We start from the raw sequence: 19,659 nt of genomic DNA on the forward strand, positions 1-19,659 counted from the left end.
TTTAACAGCGCCATCCGGGGCGGACTTTGCTGCGAGCCTGTGTTGCGATGCTCGCCGCTCTTCCCCACAGGCAGGGTCGATTGGCGATAAGCAGGGTTTAAGCTGCTAGTGCGTAAGAATCGTCGTTTGCGATTGCTTTAATGTGCCACAAATGATTTACGAGACTCGTGACCTTCTCGGCATGCACCACAGAATTCAGTACCGACGTCGAATCCAGGTCGGCCCCTGTGATGGGTTCATTCTAAGGGATGGGGGCGAGGAAGTCGATTTCAATGTGTGGATGAGATTACGATAGACGGCAGCGGAGTTGGAGGCTATTTGGTCGTTAGCGACATAAAAGGAGGGCGTTTTGTTGGGTAGTGGAGAAAAGTGTTACCTATCTACCCTCTTTTTGTCCGACAATCCTACCTTGTGACCTTGTTCTGACATAATTAAGGCGCACTATAACGGTGTCACCAAGGAACAAGACAGTGTTCAGTGGTGAGGTTGAGCAAAAGATGAACTGGTAGCCATAAGCGCCCTAAGCATCTGGCTCAAAAATTGTGTACCACACAATGGCTTTACAGCGAGCCTTGAGATTGAGATTTCAAGAAGGCCGCTGATCAAAGCGTTGTCGTTCATTGAAGGAGAAGGATGATGAACACGATCTTTCGGTCAGCAGGGCAAGTTTCCGAAAAGGCACTGTCGCCTTTGAAGGCTCAGCCGCTGCTCTACAGAGCGTTGCAATTAGTGTTTGCACTGGCTGCGTATGCAGCGGGCATTTATTTGGTGTATATGGCGACTCCGGAGATGCGTATTCCGGTGATCCTGTTCGCTGTTTACTTTATGCCTGCAGTACTGCGTGCTTGGTTGCAATTTTACTGGCAGTTACGTGGCGATAGCCGTGCGCAGGATGTGGATACCCATCACACAGCGTAATAACCCAGTTTTAGACAGTGCCCAGCGAGCAGAGGTAGCGCCTTCGCGTTATCTCTGCCGCAGTACGCGCTGTTTCTGACGGTTCCAGTCGCGCTCTTTCTCTGTGGCGCGCTTGTCGAATTTCTGTTTGCCCTTGGCCAATGCGATGTCGCATTTGGCGAACCCTTTTTTCCAATACAGGCTCACCGGTACGCAGGTGAAGCCGTCTTTCTGTACGCCACCAAATACGCGCCCCAGCTCACGACGGTGGAGCAACAGCTTACGTGTGCGTGTCGGGTCAGGGGTGACGTGGGTGCTGGTGGTGTTGAGTGGTTCGAAGCGGGCACCGAACAGAAAGGCTTCGCCGTTTTTTAGCAAGACATAGGCTTCTGTAAGATTGCCTTTGCCGGCACGCAGTGATTTCACCTCCCAACCTTCCAATACCAGGCCGGCTTCGAAGTGCTCTTCTAGGTGATATTCATGCCGTGCCTTGCGGTTTTGCGCAATGGTGGCCGACGGTGCTTTGGCTTTTTTGTTGGCTTTTCCCATAGGGCGGCGATTATAGAGCAAGGGGTGGCTGGCTGATAGCGGTTTGTCTGTCGGGGGCCGGTCCCGGGCAAGTGACCGTGGCCAATGTTTGCGATGTTGCTGGCTGTCACTTGAGCCGCCCTGCCAAAAAAAAGACAATACCGCCACGCGAATAAGAGTAATGGTGTTATGAAGCAAGAAAACAAGTCGGTCCATGGAGTGTGGGGCAGCCGTTGGGTGTTTATTTTGGCGGCAACGGGGTCGGCAGTGGGGCTGGGCAATATCTGGCGCTTTCCATATATCACCGGGGAAAACGGTGGCGGTGCTTTTGTGCTGCTCTATCTGTTGTGTATTGCAGTGGTGGGGATCCCCATTATGGCCGCAGAAGTCATGCTGGGGCGCAAAGGGGGGGTGAGCCCGATCAACACCATGCGCAAGCTTGCCAGTGAGAGCAAAGTCACCCAGCGTTGGGCGGGCATCGGGATACTGGGGGCGCTGTCGGCATTCCTGATTCTGTCGTTTTATTCTGCGGTGGCCAGCTGGGCATTATATTACACGTGGGAGGCGGCCCGAGGGGCGTTTGAAGGCATAACGGCCACTCAGTCCGAGGCGCATTTTGACACCATGCTGGCCAACCCTTGGTTGATGCTGGGTTTCCACTCGTTGTTCATGCTGCTCACCATGATGGTGGTTGCTCGTGGGGTGAAAGGTGGGCTGGAAAAAGCCGTACAAGTGTTGATGCCGCTGTTGTTCGTGCTGCTGCTGGTGCTGGTGGGTTACGCGACGACAACCCCCGGCTTTAGCGAGGCCATGAGTTTCCTGTTTGCGTTTGATTTCTCCAAGCTCACTGGCAAAGCGGTGCTGGTGGCGGTTGGGCAGGCGTTCTTTACGCTGAGCCTCGGCATGGGGGCGATCATGGCCTATGGGGCCTATATGCCCCGCGAGGTGACCGACCCGAAAACCGGCAAAAATAAACCGGTATCAATTCTTTCTACTGTGGCTATTGTTGCCGTGCTGGATACTCTGGTGGCACTGGGTGCTGGCATGGCCATGTTCCCGTTGCTGTTCTCTGGCGGGTTGGAAGTGGGCCAGGGGCCGGGGATGATGTTTGTCACTCTGCCTCTGGCGTTCGGTAATATTCCCGGTGGCGTGTTGTTTGGCTCTTTATTCTTCCTGTTGGTAGTGTGCGCGGCGTGGAGCTCGTCCATTAGCTTGGGTGAGCCAGTGGTAGCCTGGTTGGTGGAAAAAGGCCTGACTCGAGTGAAGGCCGCCATACTGGTGGGTTTGGGCGCTTGGCTATTAGGGGTTGGCTCGGTGCTGTCGTTCAATGTGTGGGAGGATAATACCTTCCTGGCAGGCACCTTCTTCGACAACATGGAATTTTTGTCCACTACGGTGATGTTGCCACTGGGTGGCTTGTTAATCGCTATCTTTGCCGGCTGGGTGATGAAGGAAACTCAGGCGCGCAAGGAGCTGGGCATCAAGAACTTCAAGTTGTATCTGGTATGGCGTGCGCTGGTACGAATTTTCTCCCCTGCGGCCGTGGTGGCCTTGTTTGTGTATTCAATTTGGAGTGCGGTGGTGCCTGTGGATGAGGGGGTGTCTGCACCCGAGCCACCGGCAGCTGACAAGTTGGAGGGCGCTGAACCGATATCCGATACTCAGGATGCTGCCGAGGTGAATATACCTGATTCCATAGCTGAACCGGTTGAAGCCAGCAATATGGAGGAGGTGCCCTCTGCGCCAGCGGTGGGGGCATCCAGGCAGTGAGCGAGCAGATGATTCACGTGGAAGTGGCCTATGCGTTGCCGCAGAAGCAACGCTTGATCGGTTTGGATGTGCCAGAGGGGACATCTATGCTGGATGCCGCTCGATTGTCGGGTATCGCTGAACAGTTTGCCGATCTGGAGTTGGACAAGGCGCCCATGGGGGTGTTTGGCAAGGTGGTGGCAAACCCGGCCGGCCACGTTTTGAAAGCCGGTGAGCGGGTGGAAATTTATCGCCCGTTGACTGCCGATCCGAAGCTCAACCGCAAGAAGCGGGCGAAGGAAAAAGCGTCAGCGGGCAAGGTATGAAAGGCCTTCACAAGGGTGAAGTCTCTTTGGCGTCTTCCTTGCGATCTGCGGCTTTGCGTTGCAACTCAATGTCGTTGCGACCGGAGGTCTTGGCCTTAAAGTCGTCGATGACCTTGCCCTCATAGCGGCTATACGCACCGTTCTTAAAGTAAACGGCGATGTTCTGGCTCACGTCATCACCTTTGCCGGGCCGGTAAGTCATGGGGTAGAGCCAGAGGTCTGGCGTGAACGGGTCCACCAAAGTGGGGGCGCCGAGAACGTAGCGCACTTGCTCCGGTGACATGCCAGGCTGTAATTCGCTGAGCATGTCTTCGGTGACGAAGTTGCCTTGCGGAATATCAATTCGGTAGACGCCGGGAAAGCGCAGTGTGCTGCAGCCGGCAGTCGCTAGCAGAGATATCAGTGTCAGTGAGATTAGAATGCGGGGCATGATTTTCGACTTCGCTAAGTGTTCGGGCGATAATACAGACTTGGGAACCTATGACAAACTCCGGTCTGGCGGTATGGTCCTTTTAATGGACAGCCTCCGGAGCGATGAGTTCGCCTTGGAGCCCCGGTGGTACAGATTACCCGCCTTTTTCAAAACCGCCATTGATTGGCAGATGGAGCATACGCATTGGATAATCAGGATCTCAGAAAAGCGGGCCTTAAAGTGACCCTGCCGCGGGTGAAAATCCTGCAGCAGCTGGAGAAGTCCGAAGAGCGCCACCTGAGCGCGGAAGATATCTACAAATCATTGATGGACTCCGGCGAAGACGTGGGTTTGGCGACCGTATACCGCGTGCTGACGCAGTTCGAGCAGGCCGGCATGGTGCTGCGCCACAACTTTGAAGGCGGCTCTGCCGTGTTTGAGCTGGCCGACGAAGACCACCACGACCATATGGTGTGCATGGAAACCGGTGACGTGGTTGAGTTCATGGATGACGTGATCGAAACACGCCAACACGCTATTGCTGAGGCGCACGGTTACGAAATTGTGGATCATTCTCTGGTGCTGTACGTTAGACCCAAGAAGCAGTAATAGCGCACCACGCTTCATGCTGCACGCCAGGAAGGCCGAGGCGTGAGGCCTGTAGCGTGCGCTATGCAGGCCTCTTTATGCTGCCTGCGCTTTGTTTAGCATCTCTTTGGCATGATTGCGGGTAGATTCGGTGATTTCTACCCCGCCCAGCATCCGCGCCAGTTCTTCCACTCTTGCTGCTTCGTCCATCCCCTCAATGCGGGTGTGGGTGGTCTCGTCATTCTGAATTTTGTGCACCTGCCAGTGTTGATGCCCTTGGCTGGCCACCTGTGGCTGGTGGGTAATGCATAACACTTGGGCATGCTGCCCCAGTTCGCGCAGTAATCGGCCCACAATCTCGGCTACGCCGCCGCCAACGCCCACGTCCACTTCATCGAACACCAGGCTGGGTACAGTCAGGTTGCGCGCACAGATCACCTGAATGGCCAGGCTTACCCGCGATAATTCGCCACCGGAAGCGACTTTGCCCAGTGGCTTAAGTGGCTGTCCTGGGTTAGCGGTAAACAAGAATTCCACTTCTTCCAGGCCCTCCAGGCTCGGTGAACATTCACTCAGGCAGGCATCCAGCTGCGCGGCTTTCATGCCCAGAGCCGTGAGTTGCTTTTGCACTTGCTGGCTGAGCGTTTTGGCGGCGCTGCGGCGAGCCTTGGTCAGTTTGCGGGCGCTGTCCATGTAGTGCTGCTGGGCGGTCGTTTCCTGTTCCGCAAGAGCGTGCAGGTGGGCATCCACATTGCCCAGGGCATCGGATTCGGCCAGCAGGCTGCGATGATGTTCTACCAGCTCTTCCGGGCGAATGCGGTGCTTGCGGGCGAGGGTGTAGCTTTGGCTCAGGCGTTCTTCCACCTGGCTAAGGCGTGCCGGGTCCAGATCCAGTTTTTCCAAGTAATGGCGCAGGTCGTCGGCGGCGGCTTCCACTTGCAGGCGGGCGGATTCCACGGTGTCGGCAATGCTGCCCAGGCCGTCGTCATTATTGCGCGCCTCGTCCAGCCAGTGGCTAACTTGGCTGAGGTGGTCGTTACAGGTGCCTTCCTCGTCTTCATAGAGTGCGTTAAGGGACTGTTGGCAAACCCGGATCAAGCTTTCTGCGTTCCCTAGCCGTTGTTGCTCCTGTTCCAGTTGCTCCAGCTCGCCGTCCTGCAGGGCGAGGGCGTCCAATTCTTCCAGCTGGAAGCGTAACAGTTCTTCTTTCTCATTCTGCTCACGGGCCTGGTTCAGGGCGTCGTCGTGGGCACGGCGGGCTTTTTGCCAATGGCGCCAGTGCTCGCGCACGCTGTTGGCCAGCTCGCGAGCATGAGCAAAATTGTCCAGCAACTGCCGGTGGGCCTCCTTTTTTAGTAGTGCTTGATGCTCGTGCTGGCTGTGAATGCTGATCAGGCGTTCACCCAGCTCTCGTACCTCTGCCAGCGGGGTGGGTGTGCCGTTCACATAGGCTCGGGAGCGGCCGTCGGCACGCACGGTACGGCGTAGCAGGCATTGTTCTTCATCATCCAGCTCACGTTCGGCCAGCCATTGCTGCGCGGCAGCGTTGTTGCTCAGGTCGAAGGTGGCTAGCACTTCGGCGCGGTCGTGCCCGTGGCGAACAACCGATGAGTCGGCCCTGTCTCCCAAGGTGAGCCCCAGGGCGTCGATAATGACGGATTTGCCTGCCCCGGTTTCGCCGCTGATGGTGGTGAGCCCGCTTTCGGGTTCTAGCTCCAACTGCTCAACGGTGGCAAAGTGACGAACGCTTAGGTGGGTCAGCATGGTATTCCTCCGCGACAGGCGAAATCGTGATTAAGTGGTCGTTTGCTGGGTTTGAATCACTTGGGTGCCGGCGAGGTGATCGTGCAGGCAGCGTCGATCTGACCGGAAAATCAATAACGGGTCGATAAGCATAATCAGGTTGATGCCGGGCAGCTGGGCGAGCACGTGGAAAACAAAATAACGCAGCCCATAGAGTTTGCCGGCGGGAACGCTGTCCTGTTCCATGCCGACGATGCGCATGTTGAGAAGGGCTTTGCCAATGGTTTGCTGGCGGTTAAACAGTAGCCAGCCTTGCAAGGCCAGGAAGATCAGCTCCCCGGCGACAAACAGGCCGACGCTGGTGGACAGGCTGATATTGCTGTTGCTTTGCATCATGGCGCCCCAGATTCCGGTGAAATAGATGATCGGGCCGATAATGATCATTTGCACTAGGCCATCAATGATGGCGCCGAGAAAGCGATACAGCCGGCTGGCCAGCTCAGGGGCATCGGCGTTGGCGGGCTTCTGGGCTATGCTGTCCGGGGCTTGGTAAGGATTGTTTGGGGTTTCGTCGGTCATGATGACATCCTTGTGATTATGACTGTTCTTATGGTCAGTGCTGGTTAATGGTAGGGGATTCGCGCTGGGAGTGTAAGCCCCTGCTCAATGAAATCCGGCTACGGTTCTCTATATAATAGAGTGGCGATTTTCTGGTACATATACACCTATGACAAAGCTGGATCTCAACGAACGCAAGCAACGCCTGCTGATGACACTGGTGGAGCGGCATATCCGTGATGGCCAGCCGGTGGGCTCGAAAACGCTGGCCAGCGGTAGCGGCTTGACGGTGAGCCCGGCCACGGTGCGCAATATCATGTCGGAGCTTGAAGAATTGGGGGTGTTGAGTAGCCCGCACACTTCGGCGGGGCGAATTCCTACAGAGCTGGGTTACCGGCTGTACGTGGATTCGCTATTGGCGACCAGCGTGATGGAGCGCCCGGATCACCGGTATTTGAAAAAAGAGCTGCGTCAGTTGCTGGCGCCGGAGCAGTCTTCCCGGGAGTTGATCGCCCAGGCATCGAAAACCCTGGCGGAGTTAACTCGCATGGCAGGACTGGTGGCGGTGCCCCGCCGCGAGGTGTCTACCCTGCGCCAGGTGGAGTTTCTGCCGTTGTCGGGCAAGCGGGTGCTGGTGGTGCTGGTGGTCAACCGCTCCGAAGTGCAGAACCGGATCATTCATACCGACCGGGATTACGATGGCGTGGAATTGCGCCAGGCGGCTAACTACATCAATCTTACCTATGCTGGCTGTGACTTGAACAGCATTTGCGATGGTTTGCTCGATACCATGAATACGGACCGCCTGCAGATGGATGCGCTGATGCAGACTGCTGTGGCGGTGGCAGACAAGGCGCTGCGTACCGAGCGCGCCGATTCAGATTATGTGGTATCCGGGGAATCGAACCTCATCCAGACTGCTGAGGCGGAAAATTTGGGGCAGCTGCGTAACTTGTTTGATGCCTTTAATCATAAGCGTGACATTTTGCATCTGCTGGAGCGCTCCATGAAAGCTGATGGGGTGCAGATCTTTATCGGCCGAGAATCAGGCTTTCAGCCGTTTGAGGATTATTCGCTGATTTCCGCTCCTTACACGGCGGATGATGGCCCGATGGGGGTGTTGGCAGTGGTGGGCCCCACCCGCATGGATTATGAAAAGGTTATCCCCACTGTGGATATCACCGCCAAGATTCTTTCGGCGGCGCTTACCCAGCTTTAAAATACCCCACAAGCTGCAACGCCGGTCGGCGTGCCCTGTGTTGCGGCCTTTCCCGCTGCAATTAATGGCGGCGCGGCGCGTTTCCTTGGTCAAATGGCGGGGTATAACCTGTGGCGAATGGCGGCCGCCTGGCCCCTGTTGCCGCTTGAAGCTTGAGGCTTGCCATCTTGCCCCCTTGAATCCTGCCTGATAGTTCCCATATCTTTGCCCGCTTTCCTGATAAAAGCCCGGATAGGGGCGTGGAGTGACCAATGAGTGAGCAGGAAAAAGACCAGAAAAATGCCGAACCACAGGTAGAGACAGTTGAAGAACAGCAGGCTGCGGCCGCTGCAGAGGCCGAGGCGGTTGAGCCCACCGCTGAAGAGAAACTGGCTGACGTAGAGGCGGAGCTGGCCAAGGTTAAGAAGGCGTTGGCTGAGGCGGATGTCCGTGCCCAGGCAGAAGTGCAGAATGTGCGTAAGCGCGCCGAGCGTGACGTGCAGCATGCCCGCAAGTTTGCCTTGGAGAAGTTTGCTGGTGATCTGTTGAGTGTGGCGGACAACTTGGAGCGTGGCCTGGCGGCGTTGGATGCCGACGACGATGCACTAAAAGGCGCCCGTGAAGGTATCGAGTTAACGCTGAAGTCTCTGTTGGATGCGTTTGCCCGTTATAACATCGAACAGATTAATCCGGCAGACGAACCGTTTAACCCCGAATTGCATGAAGCCATGACCATGGTGCCGGTGCCGAATATGGACCCCAATAGCGTGATTGAGGTGCTAGAGAAAGGCTACCAGCTGAATGGCCGGCTGATTCGCCCGGCACGGGTGGTGGTTAGCAAGGCCCCATGATGGTCCGGCTTGATGCGTGAAGCTAGATACAAAAGCGGGTCTGGCTCCCGGTTTGGGGTGTCAACGTCGTTGTAAAAGTGAAGCATTCAAAATCAACAAGTTCCCTTGAAATGACAGCAACGACCGCCATATAGAAGCCAGACGAGTTAGTAATTCAACTGCCTGGGGCGCCGAAAGGGTCCCGGCTGGTGTGAAGGAGAGAGAACGATTATGGGTAAAATTATTGGTATCGACCTGGGTACGACCAACAGCTGTGTGGCCGTGCTGGAAGGTGACAAAACTAAGGTTATCGAAAACGCAGAGGGCGCTCGCACTACGCCGTCTATCATCGCCTACACCGACGACAAAGAGACTTTGGTTGGCCAATCTGCCAAGCGTCAGGCGGTGACTAACCCGGAAAACACTCTGTACGCGGTGAAGCGTCTGATCGGCCGTCGTTTTGACGATAAGGTGGTTCAGAAGGACATCAAGATGGTGCCCTACAAGATCACCAAGGCCGACAACGGTGACGCCTGGGTCGAAGTGAAGGGCGAGAAAATGGCGCCGCCGCAGATTTCTGCGCAAGTGCTGAAGAAAATGAAGAAGACCGCGGAAGACTACTTGGGTGAGGCTGTTACCGAGGCCGTTATCACCGTGCCGGCATACTTCAACGATTCCCAGCGCCAGGCCACCAAAGATGCCGGTCGTATCGCTGGCCTGGATGTGAAGCGTATTATTAACGAGCCCACCGCGGCTGCTCTAGCTTATGGCCTAGACAAGAAAGGTGGTGATCGCACCATCGCCGTGTATGACTTGGGTGGTGGTACTTTCGATATCTCAATTATTGAAATCGCCGAAGTGGATGGCGAACACCAGTTTGAAGTGTTGGCCACTAATGGTGACACCTTCTTGGGTGGTGAAGATTTCGACTTGGCATTGATCAACTTTTTGGCTGACCAGTTCAAGGTGGATTCCGGAATCGATTTGGGCGGCGACCCGCTGGCCATGCAGCGTCTGAAAGAGGCGGCTGAGAAAGCCAAAATTGAGCTGTCCTCTGCCGAACAGACGGAAGTTAATCTGCCGTACATTACTGCCGATAGCACTGGCCCCAAGCACTTGGTGGTGAAAGTGACGCGCGCCAAGCTGGAGTCTTTGGTGGGTGATCTGGTGACCCGTTCACTCGAGCCGTGCAAAACCGCATTGACGGATGCTGGGGTGAAAACGGCCGATATCACTGATGTGATTCTGGTGGGTGGTCAAACCCGTATGCCAATGGTGCAGAAGAGCGTTACTGAGTTCTTCGGCAAAGAGCCGCGCAAAGACGTTAACCCGGACGAAGCCGTTGCCATGGGTGCTGCGATTCAGGGTGCGGTACTGAGCGGTGACGTAACCGACGTGCTGTTGCTGGACGTGACTCCGCTGACCTTGGGTATTGAAACCATGGGCGGCGTGATGACTCCGCTGATCGAGAAAAACACCACTATCCCGACCAATGCGTCGCAGGTGTTCTCCACGGCGGATGACAACCAGACGGCCGTGACAGTGCACGTGTTGCAGGGTGAGCGTAAGCAAGCGAGCCAGAACAAGTCGTTGGGCCAGTTCAATCTTGAAGATATCCCGCCGGCGCCGCGCGGTATGCCGCAGATCGAAGTGACCTTCGACATTGATGCCAACGGTATTTTGCACGTGGGTGCGAAAGATAAGGCTACCGGTAAAGAGCAAACCATTCAGATCAAGGCTTCTTCTGGTCTGTCTGATGAAGAAATCGATCAAATGGTGCAGGACGCCGAAGCTCACGCGGACGAAGATAAAAAATTCGAAGAGCTGGTGCAGACTCGCAACCAGGCGGATCACTTGGTGCATGCTACCCGCAAAACGCTTGAAGAAGCGGGCGACAAGGCCACCGATGAAGAGAAAGAAGCCATCACCAAAGCCGTGGACGAGCTGGAAGAAGCCGCCAAAGGCAGCGACAAGGACGACATCGAAGCCAAAATCAAGGCGCTGTCTGAAGTGTCCGCGCCGCTGGCCGAGAAAATGTACGCCGAGCAAGCTCAGCAGGCCGAAGGCGCTGCCGGAGCGGAAGGTGAGCAATCGCAAGCGGGTGATGACGTAGTCGACGCAGAGTTTGAAGAAGTCGACGACGACAAGAAGAAGTAAGTAACGCCTGAAGCCTGACGCCGGACGTTGGACGCGGATGCTCTTTGGCTTCTGTGTCCGGCCTCCGGCGTCGGGCGTCTGGCTAAGCCAAAGGCTTATCTATGTCCAAACGTGATTATTATGAAGTGTTGGGCGCGGCGAAAGATGCCAGTGCCCAAGACCTAAAAAAGGCTTATCGCCGGCTGGCGATGAAATACCATCCGGACCGTAACCCGGATGATAAGGAGGCGCTGGCCAAATTCAAGGAAGCGAAAGAAGCCTACGAAGTCCTCGCCGATGAGCAGAAACGCGCGGCCTACGACCAGTTCGGCCATGCCGGCGTTAATGGCCAGGGTGGTGGTGCAGGTGCTGGTGGTGGTTTCGGCGGCGGCGGTTTTGGTGACATCTTCGGTGACATCTTCGGCGATATCTTCGGCGGTGCTGGGGGTGGCGGTGGCCGCCGCGGCCCGGCCCGGGGCGCAGATCTGCGTTATACGCTGGAGCTGAGCCTGGAGCAGGCTGTGCGCGGTTGCGATGAAAAAATTCGCATCCCCACGTGGGATAGTTGTGAGGTCTGCCATGGCAGTGGCGCGAAAGAAGGTAGCCAGCCCGTAACGTGCACCACTTGTGGTGGCGTCGGACAGGTACGTATGCAGCAGGGCTTCTTCACCGTGCAGCAGGCGTGCCCCACCTGTAAGGGTGAAGGCAAGATCATTAAAGACCCTTGCGGTAACTGCGGCGGACAAGGCCGTGTGCAGAACACCAAGACCCTGTCGGTGAAGATCCCTGCTGGCGTGGATACAGGTGATCGCATCCGTCTTGCTGGTGAAGGCGAGGCGGGCATGCATGGTGCACCGTCCGGTGACTTGTACGTTCAGGTGGCCGTGCGAGAGCACGATATCTTCCAGCGTGACGGCGACAATTTGTATTGTGAAGTGCCGATTAGCTTTGTTGATGCCTCTCTCGGTGGTGAGCTGGATGTGCCCACCTTGAATGGCAAGGTTAAGCTGAAAGTGCCGGCGGAAACCCAGAGCGGCAAGCTGTTCCGTTTACGCGGCAAGGGTGTGGCGCCGGTACGTGGTGGCGCCCCGGGTGATTTGCTGTGCAAGGTGGTGATTGAAACGCCGGTGAAGTTGTCTGGCGAGCAGAAAGAGTTGTTGCGCCAATTCCAGGAATCTCTGGAGAGCGGCGGCAACCGTCACAACCCGCGCAAGAGTAGCTGGTTCGAAGGCGTTAAGCGTTTTTTCGATACCAAGTAAGTGCTGGCGTAATAAAAAGCCCGACGCGATTGCCGCGTCGGGCTTTTTTGTGGGCTTTGCCCGTGTGCTGGCGGTTTTGTTCATCGCTGCCAGGCAGGTGTTCGGATGACCCTATCGCCCTTTCTGCTAGAATAAGGAGCTTGATGCCAGGCTCTCGTCGCTTCGTTTTTCCCGTTTGGGTTGAGAGGCGCGCGAGGCTTCTGGTGTTCGACATCCGGCTTTTAACCAAGGAGACACCATGAAAGTAGGTATTATCGGTGCGGCGGGTCGCATGGGGCGTATTCTGATTGAGGCGACGCTGGCCAACCCGGATACCACGCTGGCGGCGGCGGTGGATGTCCCCGGTTCCAGTCTGATCGGTGCCGATGCCGGTGAGCTGGTGGGGCAAGGAGTCAGTGGAGTGTTGCTGGCGGATGATCTGGCCAAGGTGGTAAATGAGGCAGATGTGTTTATCGACTTCACTGTGCCGGAAGCCACGGTGAAGAATCTTCAGGTGTGTCGCGAGGCGGGCACCCGGTTGGTGATCGGCACTACCGGTTTGGATGATGAGCAGAAAGCGGCCGTGCGTGCCGCCAGCGATGATATCGCTATCTGTTTTGCACCCAATTACTCCATTGGGGTGAACTTGTGCTTCAAATTGCTGGAAACGGCGGCGCAGATTATGGGCGATGAGGTGGATATCGAAGTGATTGAGGCCCACCATCGGCATAAAATAGATGCGCCGTCCGGTACGGCGTTGCGCATGGGTGAAGTGGTGGCTCAAACCTTGGGGCGCGATCTGAACGAGTGTGCGGTGTACGGTCGCGAAGGCCGCACCGGCGAGCGCGAGCGCCATACTATTGGTTTCGAGACGATTCGGGCCGGCGATATTGTCGGCGACCACACAGTGATGTTTGCCGCAGAGGGTGAGCGGGTGGAAATTACCCACAAGGCCTCCAGTCGTATGTCGTTCGGTCGCGGTGCTGTGCGTGCGGCTGCGTGGTTGGGCAGCCAGGACAAGGGGCTGTTTGACATGCAGGATGTGCTTGGTCTGGCCGGTGAAAGCGCCGGTTGGGGCAAGGCCTAGCCGCCTGCCAAGCCTGCCACTGGTCTATCAACGGGATTGCTGCGTGACAGCGGGGCCACAAAGCCCTAAAATAGCGCGCAGCCCGTGATGGGCGTGCGGGGCGCCGAATGAAGAATTTAGAAAAAGCGAGGTGGAGGAATCCATCTCGCTTTTTTGCGAGCGCACCCGCCGCAGATCTCCCTATTCCCTATCAGCCTGGAGGTTGCGTTGACGGTTCCCGCCATTCTCGCTCTTGAAGACGGAAGCATCTTTCGGGGTGTTGCAATCGGTGCCACGGGTGAAACCGTGGGTGAGGTGGTGTTTAACACCGCCATGACTGGCTATCAGGAGATCCTGACGGATCCTTCCTATGCCAAGCAGATTGTAACCCTTACCTATCCGCATATTGGTAACACTGGCGTCACTGCCGAGGATGAAGAGTCCTCTCGAATCTGGGCCTCGGGCCTGGTGATTCGTGATCTGGCCATGACAGTGAGCAACTGGCGTAGTGAGCAATCTCTTTCGGACTACCTGCGTGATCGCAACATCGTTGCCATCGCCGATATCGACACGCGCCGCCTAACGCGCATTTTGCGTGACAAAGGCGCCCAGAATGGCTGCATTCTGGCCGGCGGCAGTGTGGACGAAACGCAGGCGCTGGCTGCGGCCAAGGGGTTCCCCGGCCTGAAAGGCATGGATCTGGCCAAGGAAGTGAGTGTCGCCGAGCCTTACAGCTGGACCGAGTCCACCTGGGACCTGGAGCAGGGGCACACCGAACAGGGTGAGACCCGCTTCCATGTGGTGGCCTACGACTACGGCGTTAAGCGCAACATCCTGCGCATGCTGGCCGAGCGCGGCTGCAAGCTTACCGTGGTGCCGGCGCAAACGCCTGCGTCCGACGTGCTGGCCATGAAGCCGGATGGTGTCTTCCTGTCCAACGGACCCGGTGACCCGGAACCTTGCGATTACGCCATTGCCGCGATCCAGGAGATTGTTGGTACGGGCTTGCCGGTGTTCGGTATTTGCTTGGGGCATCAGTTGTTGGCACTGGCCAGTGGGGCCAAATCCATGAAAATGGCTACCGGCCATCATGGGGCTAACCACCCGGTAAAAACCCTGGCCGATGACACGGTGATGATTACCAGCCAGAACCATGGTTTTGCGGTGGATATAGATACCCTGCCAGCCAACCTGAAGGTGACCCATGTGTCGCTGTTCGACGGTACCTTACAAGGCATTGAGCGCACTGATGTGCCCGCCTTCAGTTTTCAGGGGCACCCGGAAGCGAGCCCAGGGCCGCGCGACTGTGCGCCATTGTTCGATCATTTCATCGAGCTGATGGAAGCGAAATAAGCGTCCGACGTCCGACGCTCGACGTCGGGCGCGCTGGCAATTGAAATTAACGTTTGACGGTTAGTGACTATGCCAAAAAGAAGTGATTTAAAAAGCATCCTCATTATTGGTGCTGGCCCGATTGTGATCGGCCAGGCCTGTGAGTTTGACTATTCCGGTGCCCAGGCCTGTAAAGCGCTGCGCGAAGAGGGTTACCGGGTGATTCTGGTTAACTCCAACCCGGCGACCATCATGACCGACCCGGCCATGGCGGATGCGACCTATATTGAGCCGATTACCTGGCAGACCGTGGCCAAGATCATCGAGAAGGAGCGCCCGGATGCGCTGCTGCCGACCATGGGCGGTCAGACTGCGCTGAACTGTGCTCTGGAGCTGGACCATAACGGGGTGCTCAAAGAATTTGGCGTGGAAATGATCGGTGCCACCGAAGATGCCATCGACAAAGCGGAAGATCGCTCCCGTTTTGACAAGGCGATGAAAGCCATCGGCTTGGAGTGCCCACGCTCTGCCATTGCCCACAACATGGAGGAAGCCAGCGCCGCTCTTGAGTCGCTGGGCTTCCCCTGCATCATCCGGCCCAGTTTTACCATGGGGGGGTCCGGTGGGGGCGTCGCCTATAACCGTGAAGAGTTTGAAGAAATCTGCCAGCGTGGCTTGGACCTGTCGCCCACCAATGAGTTGTTGATCGACGAGTCTTTACTGGGTTGGAAAGAATATGAGATGGAAGTTGTCCGCGATAAAAAGGATAACTGCATCATCGTTTGTTCTATCGAAAACTTTGACCCCATGGGGGTGCACACCGGTGACTCTATTACTGTGGCGCCGGCCCAGACGCTCACCGATAAAGAACTGCAGATCATGCGTGATGCCTCCTTGGCAGTGCTGCGTGAAATCGGTGTAGAGACGGGTGGCTCCAACGTTCAGTTCGGCATTAATCCGGACAACGGGCGCATGGTGGTGATTGAAATGAACCCGCGGGTCAGTCGCTCTTCGGCGTTGGCCTCCAAAGCCACCGGTTTTCCGATCGCCAAGGTGGCGGCAAAGCTGGCGGTGGGTTACACCCTGGATGAACTGCAGAACGAAATTACCGGCGGCAAAACCCCGGCCTCGTTCGAGCCGTCCATCGATTATGTGGTAACCAAGATTCCGCGCTTCAACTTCGAGAAGTTCGCTGAAGCTGACGCCGTGCTGACCACCCAGATGAAATCTGTTGGTGAAGTGATGGCCATTGGCCGTAACTTCCAGGAATCTGTGCAGAAAGCGTTGCGTGGTCTGGAAACGGAATCCATCGGCTTTGACCCGCATGTGGATCCGGCAGCGCCGGACGCCCGTGAGCAGGTGGCGCAGTTACTTGCTACGCCGGGCCCTGAGCGTATCTGGATCGTTGGCGATGCCTTCCGGGTCGGCATGACCGTGGATGATGTGTTCAATATCACCAAAATCGACCGCTGGTACTTGGTGCAGATTGAAGACTTGATCCGTGCCGAGCAGCAGTTGGCCGACAGCACTTTCAGTGGCTTGAACCGCGATAGTCTCTATGCGCTTAAGCGCAAAGGTTTCTCCGATGCGCGTCTGGCTCAGTTGCTGGGTGTAAAAGAAGCGGATGTGCGGGGCAAGCGCGAAGAACTGAATGTGTTGCCAATTTACAAGCGGGTCGATACCTGTGCAGCAGAATTCGCCACCGATACCGCCTACATGTACTCAAGTTACGACGAAGAGTGCGAGGCTAACCCTTCCGACCGTGACAAGATCATGGTCATTGGTGGCGGTCCTAACCGGATTGGTCAGGGTATCGAGTTCGATTACTGCTGTGTGCATGCGGCGTTTGCCATGAAGGAGGACGGTTACGAGGCCATCATGGTCAACTGTAACCCTGAGACCGTGTCTACCGATTACGATACCTCCGATCGTCTCTACTTCGAGCCGATTACGTTGGAAGACGTGCTGGCTATCGTGGCAAAAGAAAAGCCCAAGGGCGTGATTGTTCAATACGGCGGTCAAACACCGCTGAAGCTGGCTCGTGCCCTGCAGGCGGCCGGTGTGCCGATTATTGGTACGCCGCCGGATGCCATCGATGAAGCGGAAGACCGTGAACGTTTCCAGCAGATGGTTAATAAGCTTGGCCTGAAGCAGCCGCCTAACCGCACCGCCCGTTCCATGGAAGACGGTGTGCGCCTGGCAGAAGAAATCGGTTATCCGTTGGTGGTCCGTCCTTCCTATGTGCTGGGTGGCCGTGCCATGGAAATCGTTTACGGTGAAGCAGAACTGCGTAACTACATGATGAACGCGGTGTCGGTTTCCAATGACTCCCCGGTATTGCTGGATCGCTTCCTGGACGACGCCATTGAGGTGGATGTGGATGCGGTGTGTGACGGAACCGATGTGGTTATCGGTGGCATCATGCAGCACATTGAGCAGGCAGGTGTTCACTCCGGTGACTCCGCATGCTCTCTGCCTCCGTATTCGCTGGACGACGATGTCCAGGACGTGATGCGTCAGCAGGCTGCCGATATGGCGCTGGAGCTGGGCGTGGTGGGTTTGATGAACGTGCAGTTCGCGGTGAAGAGCGGCGACGTGTATGTGCTGGAAGTGAATCCGCGTGCCTCACGGACGGTACCGTATGTGTCCAAGTGCATCGGTGTGTCCCTGGCGAAGGTGGCTGCTCGCTGCATGGCAGGCACCAGCCTCAAGGAACAAGGTTTCACAGAAGAGGTCAAACCGCAGCACTATTTCGTGAAAGAGGCGGTGTTCCCGTTCGCCAAGTTCCCGAAAGTCGATCCGATTCTGGGACCGGAAATGAAATCTACCGGTGAAGTGATGGGTGTCGGTGCGACCTTTGCGGAAGCCTTTGGCAAGGCGTCCCTGGGCGCCGGAGAAAAGCTGCCGGAAACAGGGACTGCCTTCATTTCCGTGCGCGAAGTGGATAAGCCAGCCTCTGTTGACGTGGCGCGCATGTTGATCGAGCGTGGCTTCAGCCTGGTTGCTACCAAGGGCACGGCCAAGGTGCTGGGCGATGCGGGCCTTGAAGTGCAGGTTGTGAACAAGGTGCTGGAAGGGCGTCCGCATATCGTGGACATGATAAAGAATGATCAGATTGCCCTGATCGTGAATACCACTGAAGGCAAGCAAGCGACCCGTGATTCTTTCGCGATTCGTCGTTCGGCATTGCAGCACAAGGTGTTCTACACCACCACCATCGCCGCTGCCCATGCGGTATGTCAGGCGCTGGGCATTAGTGGTGAGCCCACTGTTCGTCGCTTGCAGGATCTGCACGCAGAAATGAAATAAATCGTCGTCGGGAGCGCTCGGAGCGAGTGCTCCGGGCGGTTCCGTTAGCAGGGTGGATTCAACGCCTGTTAAAAGACACGAGGATAATTATGCAACGCGTACCGATGACCGCCAAGGGCGCCAAAGCCCTGCGCGATGAACTGGAAAAACTGAAAAAAGAAGATCGCCCGCGTATCTCTGCTGCCATTGCAGAGGCCCGCGAACACGGTGACCTGAAAGAGAATGCGGAATATCACGCGGCCCGTGAACAGCAGGGTTTTTGTGAGGGACGTATCGCTGACATTGAAGGCAAGCTCTCCAATGCACAGATTATTGATATTCAGGATATCGAAAATAACGGCAAAGTGATTTTTGGTGTCACCGTGACCATCATTGATGTGGATACGGACGAAACCAAGGTCTACCAGATTGTTGGTGACGACGAAGCCAATATCAAGGAAGGCAAGCTGAGCGTGAACTCACCGATTGCCCGTGGCCTGATTGGTCGTGAAGAAGGGGATGTGGTGCAGATCGATACTCCAGGTGGCACCCGTGAGTATGAAGTCGATCAGGTAGAGCATATCTGAACATCTGATGCTGGATGCATGACGCCAGACAAAAAGAAAAGGCGGCGTGGAAACACGCCGCCTTTTCTTTTAGCGTTCAGCGCCGGGCATCAGGCATTCTGGTACCGCAAAATATTCGACAGTTTCGCGCTGGGCTGTTGGGCCGGGCGGTAGAGCAGGGCGATGTTGCCGATGCGCTGGATTAGCTCGGCGCTGCCTTTCTCGGTAAGGGCTTGCACAATGGCGGCGCGGTCGTCGCGGGTTTCTGCGTTGACCTTCACCTTGATCAGCTCGTGATCTTCCAGGCGCAGGTTGAGCTCTTCCACGAAGTTGTCGCTGAGTCCCTTGTCGCCAAAGATCAGAACGGGTTTCAGGTGATGACCAATACGGCGTAACCGTTTGATGTCCTGGGTAGATAGCGGCACGGTGTGGCTCCAGAAAGGGTTGCTGTGCGCGTATTCTACGGATTAGCCGACGGAAAAGCAGCCATCGTGTGTGCGGGCTGTGTGGGTGAGGGTAGAGAGAATTCAGGAGAGAGTGCTTCATGGCGAAGTCCAGCCGTTCCAAGACCAGCAAAGCCTGGCTCAAAGAGCATTTTAATGACCCATGGGTGGCCAAGGCTCAAGAGCAGGGATATCGCTCCCGGGCCAGTTTCAAGCTGCTGGAGATGCACGAAAAAGACCGCCTGTTCCGCCCAGGCATGACCGTGCTGGATTTGGGGGCGGCCCCCGGCGGTTGGAGCCAGGTGGCGGGGCAGTTGATTGGCGGCAAAGGTACGGTGATTGCCAGTGACATTCTGGCCATGGATGCCTTGCCGGACGTGACCTTCATTGAAGGGGATTTTCGTGAAGATGAGATATACGAGCAAATCCTCGCGTCGTTGGGAGATCGGCGGGCAGACCTTGTAATGTCCGACATGGCCCCCAATATGAGTGGTAATAGCGCGGTAGATCAGCCGCGGGCCATGTATCTGGCAGAGTTGGCGCTGGATATGGCTGAGCGGGTGCTGGAACCTGATGGCCAGTTTCTGGTCAAGGTATTCCAGGGTGAGGGGTTTGAAGAGTATCGCAAGGCGTTACAAAGCCGCTTCAAGCGCGTGGTCAGCCGTAAGCCGGCGGCCAGTCGTGCTCGCTCCACTGAGGTGTATCAGCTGGGTTTTGGGCTGAAATAAGCTGCAAATACGCTGTTTTGATGTCCGAACCGG

At 56.4% G+C, this 19,659-nt stretch carries 18 protein-coding genes and 1 other RNA gene; 13 read left to right on the forward strand and 6 right to left on the reverse strand.

Annotated elements, in window-relative coordinates; all coding sequences use genetic code 11:
• Positions 1-226, reverse strand: a transfer-messenger RNA (tmRNA) gene (gene ssrA / locus ABNH10_RS06735); the annotation flags it as partial.
• Positions 227-636: 410 nt separating this feature from the next.
• On the opposite strand from ssrA, the gene ABNH10_RS06740 reads away from it, so the two are divergent.
• A complete protein-coding gene (locus ABNH10_RS06740; RefSeq protein WP_349385208.1) occupies positions 637-918 on the forward strand; it encodes a hypothetical protein in 282 nt (93 codons plus the stop codon).
• A 48-nt stretch (positions 919-966) separates the two neighbouring features.
• Here the strand turns inward: ABNH10_RS06740 and smpB are convergent, their stop codons facing one another.
• A complete protein-coding gene (gene smpB, locus ABNH10_RS06745; protein WP_349385209.1) occupies positions 967-1,446 on the reverse strand; it encodes an SsrA-binding protein SmpB in 480 nt (159 codons plus the stop codon).
• 168 nt (positions 1,447-1,614) lie between these two features.
• Between smpB and ABNH10_RS06750 the strand changes: the two genes are divergently transcribed.
• Together ABNH10_RS06750 and ABNH10_RS06755 are read left to right on the forward strand one after the other, a co-directional pair.
• Positions 1,615-3,195: a sodium-dependent transporter gene (locus ABNH10_RS06750; RefSeq protein ID WP_349385210.1), complete on the forward strand. Its 1,581-nt coding sequence runs from the start codon at positions 1,615-1,617 to the stop codon at positions 3,193-3,195.
• Positions 3,192-3,500, forward strand: coding sequence for an RnfH family protein (locus ABNH10_RS06755; RefSeq protein ID WP_349385211.1), 309 nt, complete (start codon positions 3,192-3,194; stop codon positions 3,498-3,500). Before ABNH10_RS06750 ends, ABNH10_RS06755 begins: the two co-directional genes overlap by 4 nt.
• Positions 3,501-3,507: 7 nt before the next feature.
• On the opposite strand, the gene ABNH10_RS06760 is transcribed toward ABNH10_RS06755, so the two are convergent.
• Complete coding sequence (locus ABNH10_RS06760) at positions 3,508-3,930, reverse strand: outer membrane protein assembly factor BamE (RefSeq protein WP_349385212.1); 423 nt, start codon at positions 3,928-3,930, stop codon at positions 3,508-3,510.
• A gap of 186 nt (positions 3,931-4,116) precedes the next feature.
• Here ABNH10_RS06760 and fur point away from each other — a divergent pair, with 186 nt between their 5' ends.
• Positions 4,117-4,521, forward strand: coding sequence for a ferric iron uptake transcriptional regulator (fur, locus tag ABNH10_RS06765; protein ID WP_349385213.1), 405 nt, complete (start codon positions 4,117-4,119; stop codon positions 4,519-4,521).
• 75 nt (positions 4,522-4,596) lie between these two features.
• Here the strand turns inward: fur and recN are convergent, their stop codons facing one another.
• Complete coding sequence (gene recN, locus ABNH10_RS06770) at positions 4,597-6,264, reverse strand: DNA repair protein RecN (protein ID WP_349385214.1); 1,668 nt, start codon at positions 6,262-6,264, stop codon at positions 4,597-4,599.
• A gap of 30 nt (positions 6,265-6,294) precedes the next feature.
• Entirely contained in the window at positions 6,295-6,822 is a 528-nt protein-coding gene (locus ABNH10_RS06775) for an RDD family protein (protein ID WP_349385215.1), read from the reverse strand.
• A gap of 148 nt (positions 6,823-6,970) precedes the next feature.
• On the opposite strand from ABNH10_RS06775, the gene hrcA reads away from it, so the two are divergent.
• The 8 genes from hrcA (at position 6,971) to greA (ending at position 18,476) form a co-directional block, all read left to right on the forward strand.
• Positions 6,971-8,020 carry a heat-inducible transcriptional repressor HrcA gene (hrcA, locus tag ABNH10_RS06780; protein WP_349385216.1) on the forward strand — a complete coding sequence of 350 codons (1,050 nt, stop codon included), beginning with the start codon at positions 6,971-6,973 and terminating at the stop codon, positions 8,018-8,020.
• A 251-nt stretch (positions 8,021-8,271) separates the two neighbouring features.
• Complete coding sequence (gene grpE / locus ABNH10_RS06785) at positions 8,272-8,850, forward strand: nucleotide exchange factor GrpE (protein WP_349385217.1); 579 nt, start codon at positions 8,272-8,274, stop codon at positions 8,848-8,850.
• A 210-nt stretch (positions 8,851-9,060) separates the two neighbouring features.
• Complete coding sequence (gene dnaK / locus ABNH10_RS06790) at positions 9,061-10,986, forward strand: molecular chaperone DnaK (RefSeq protein WP_349385218.1); 1,926 nt, start codon at positions 9,061-9,063, stop codon at positions 10,984-10,986.
• 101 nt (positions 10,987-11,087) lie between these two features.
• Positions 11,088-12,224 carry a molecular chaperone DnaJ gene (gene dnaJ, locus ABNH10_RS06795; protein ID WP_349385219.1) on the forward strand — a complete coding sequence of 379 codons (1,137 nt, stop codon included), beginning with the start codon at positions 11,088-11,090 and terminating at the stop codon, positions 12,222-12,224.
• 238 nt (positions 12,225-12,462) lie between these two features.
• The gene (gene dapB, locus ABNH10_RS06800) at positions 12,463-13,290 is read left to right on the forward strand and encodes a 4-hydroxy-tetrahydrodipicolinate reductase (RefSeq protein ID WP_349385220.1); all 828 of its coding nucleotides are present in this window, start codon (positions 12,463-12,465) and stop codon (positions 13,288-13,290) included.
• A 207-nt stretch (positions 13,291-13,497) separates the two neighbouring features.
• On the forward strand, positions 13,498-14,622 hold the full coding sequence (carA, locus tag ABNH10_RS06805; protein ID WP_349385221.1) for a glutamine-hydrolyzing carbamoyl-phosphate synthase small subunit: 1,125 nt from the start codon (positions 13,498-13,500) through the stop codon (positions 14,620-14,622).
• Positions 14,623-14,691: 69 nt separating this feature from the next.
• Positions 14,692-17,910 (forward strand): carbamoyl-phosphate synthase large subunit, encoded by a 3,219-nt coding sequence (carB, locus tag ABNH10_RS06810; RefSeq protein WP_349385222.1) that lies wholly within the window; start codon positions 14,692-14,694, stop codon positions 17,908-17,910.
• An 89-nt stretch (positions 17,911-17,999) separates the two neighbouring features.
• The gene (gene greA / locus ABNH10_RS06815; RefSeq protein ID WP_349385223.1) at positions 18,000-18,476 is read left to right on the forward strand and encodes a transcription elongation factor GreA; all 477 of its coding nucleotides are present in this window, start codon (positions 18,000-18,002) and stop codon (positions 18,474-18,476) included.
• Positions 18,477-18,565: 89 nt separating this feature from the next.
• Here the strand turns inward: greA and ABNH10_RS06820 are convergent, their stop codons facing one another.
• Positions 18,566-18,880, reverse strand: coding sequence for a YhbY family RNA-binding protein (locus ABNH10_RS06820; RefSeq protein WP_349385224.1), 315 nt, complete (start codon positions 18,878-18,880; stop codon positions 18,566-18,568).
• A 119-nt stretch (positions 18,881-18,999) separates the two neighbouring features.
• Here ABNH10_RS06820 and rlmE point away from each other — a divergent pair, with 119 nt between their 5' ends.
• The gene (gene rlmE / locus ABNH10_RS06825; RefSeq protein ID WP_349385225.1) at positions 19,000-19,626 is read left to right on the forward strand and encodes a 23S rRNA (uridine(2552)-2'-O)-methyltransferase RlmE; all 627 of its coding nucleotides are present in this window, start codon (positions 19,000-19,002) and stop codon (positions 19,624-19,626) included.
• The last annotated feature ends 33 nt before the right edge of the window (positions 19,627-19,659 follow it).

Origin of the sequence: Alcanivorax sp. (genome assembly GCF_040119285.1) — a bacterium.
Classification (GTDB): Bacteria; Pseudomonadota; Gammaproteobacteria; order Pseudomonadales; family Alcanivoracaceae; genus Alcanivorax.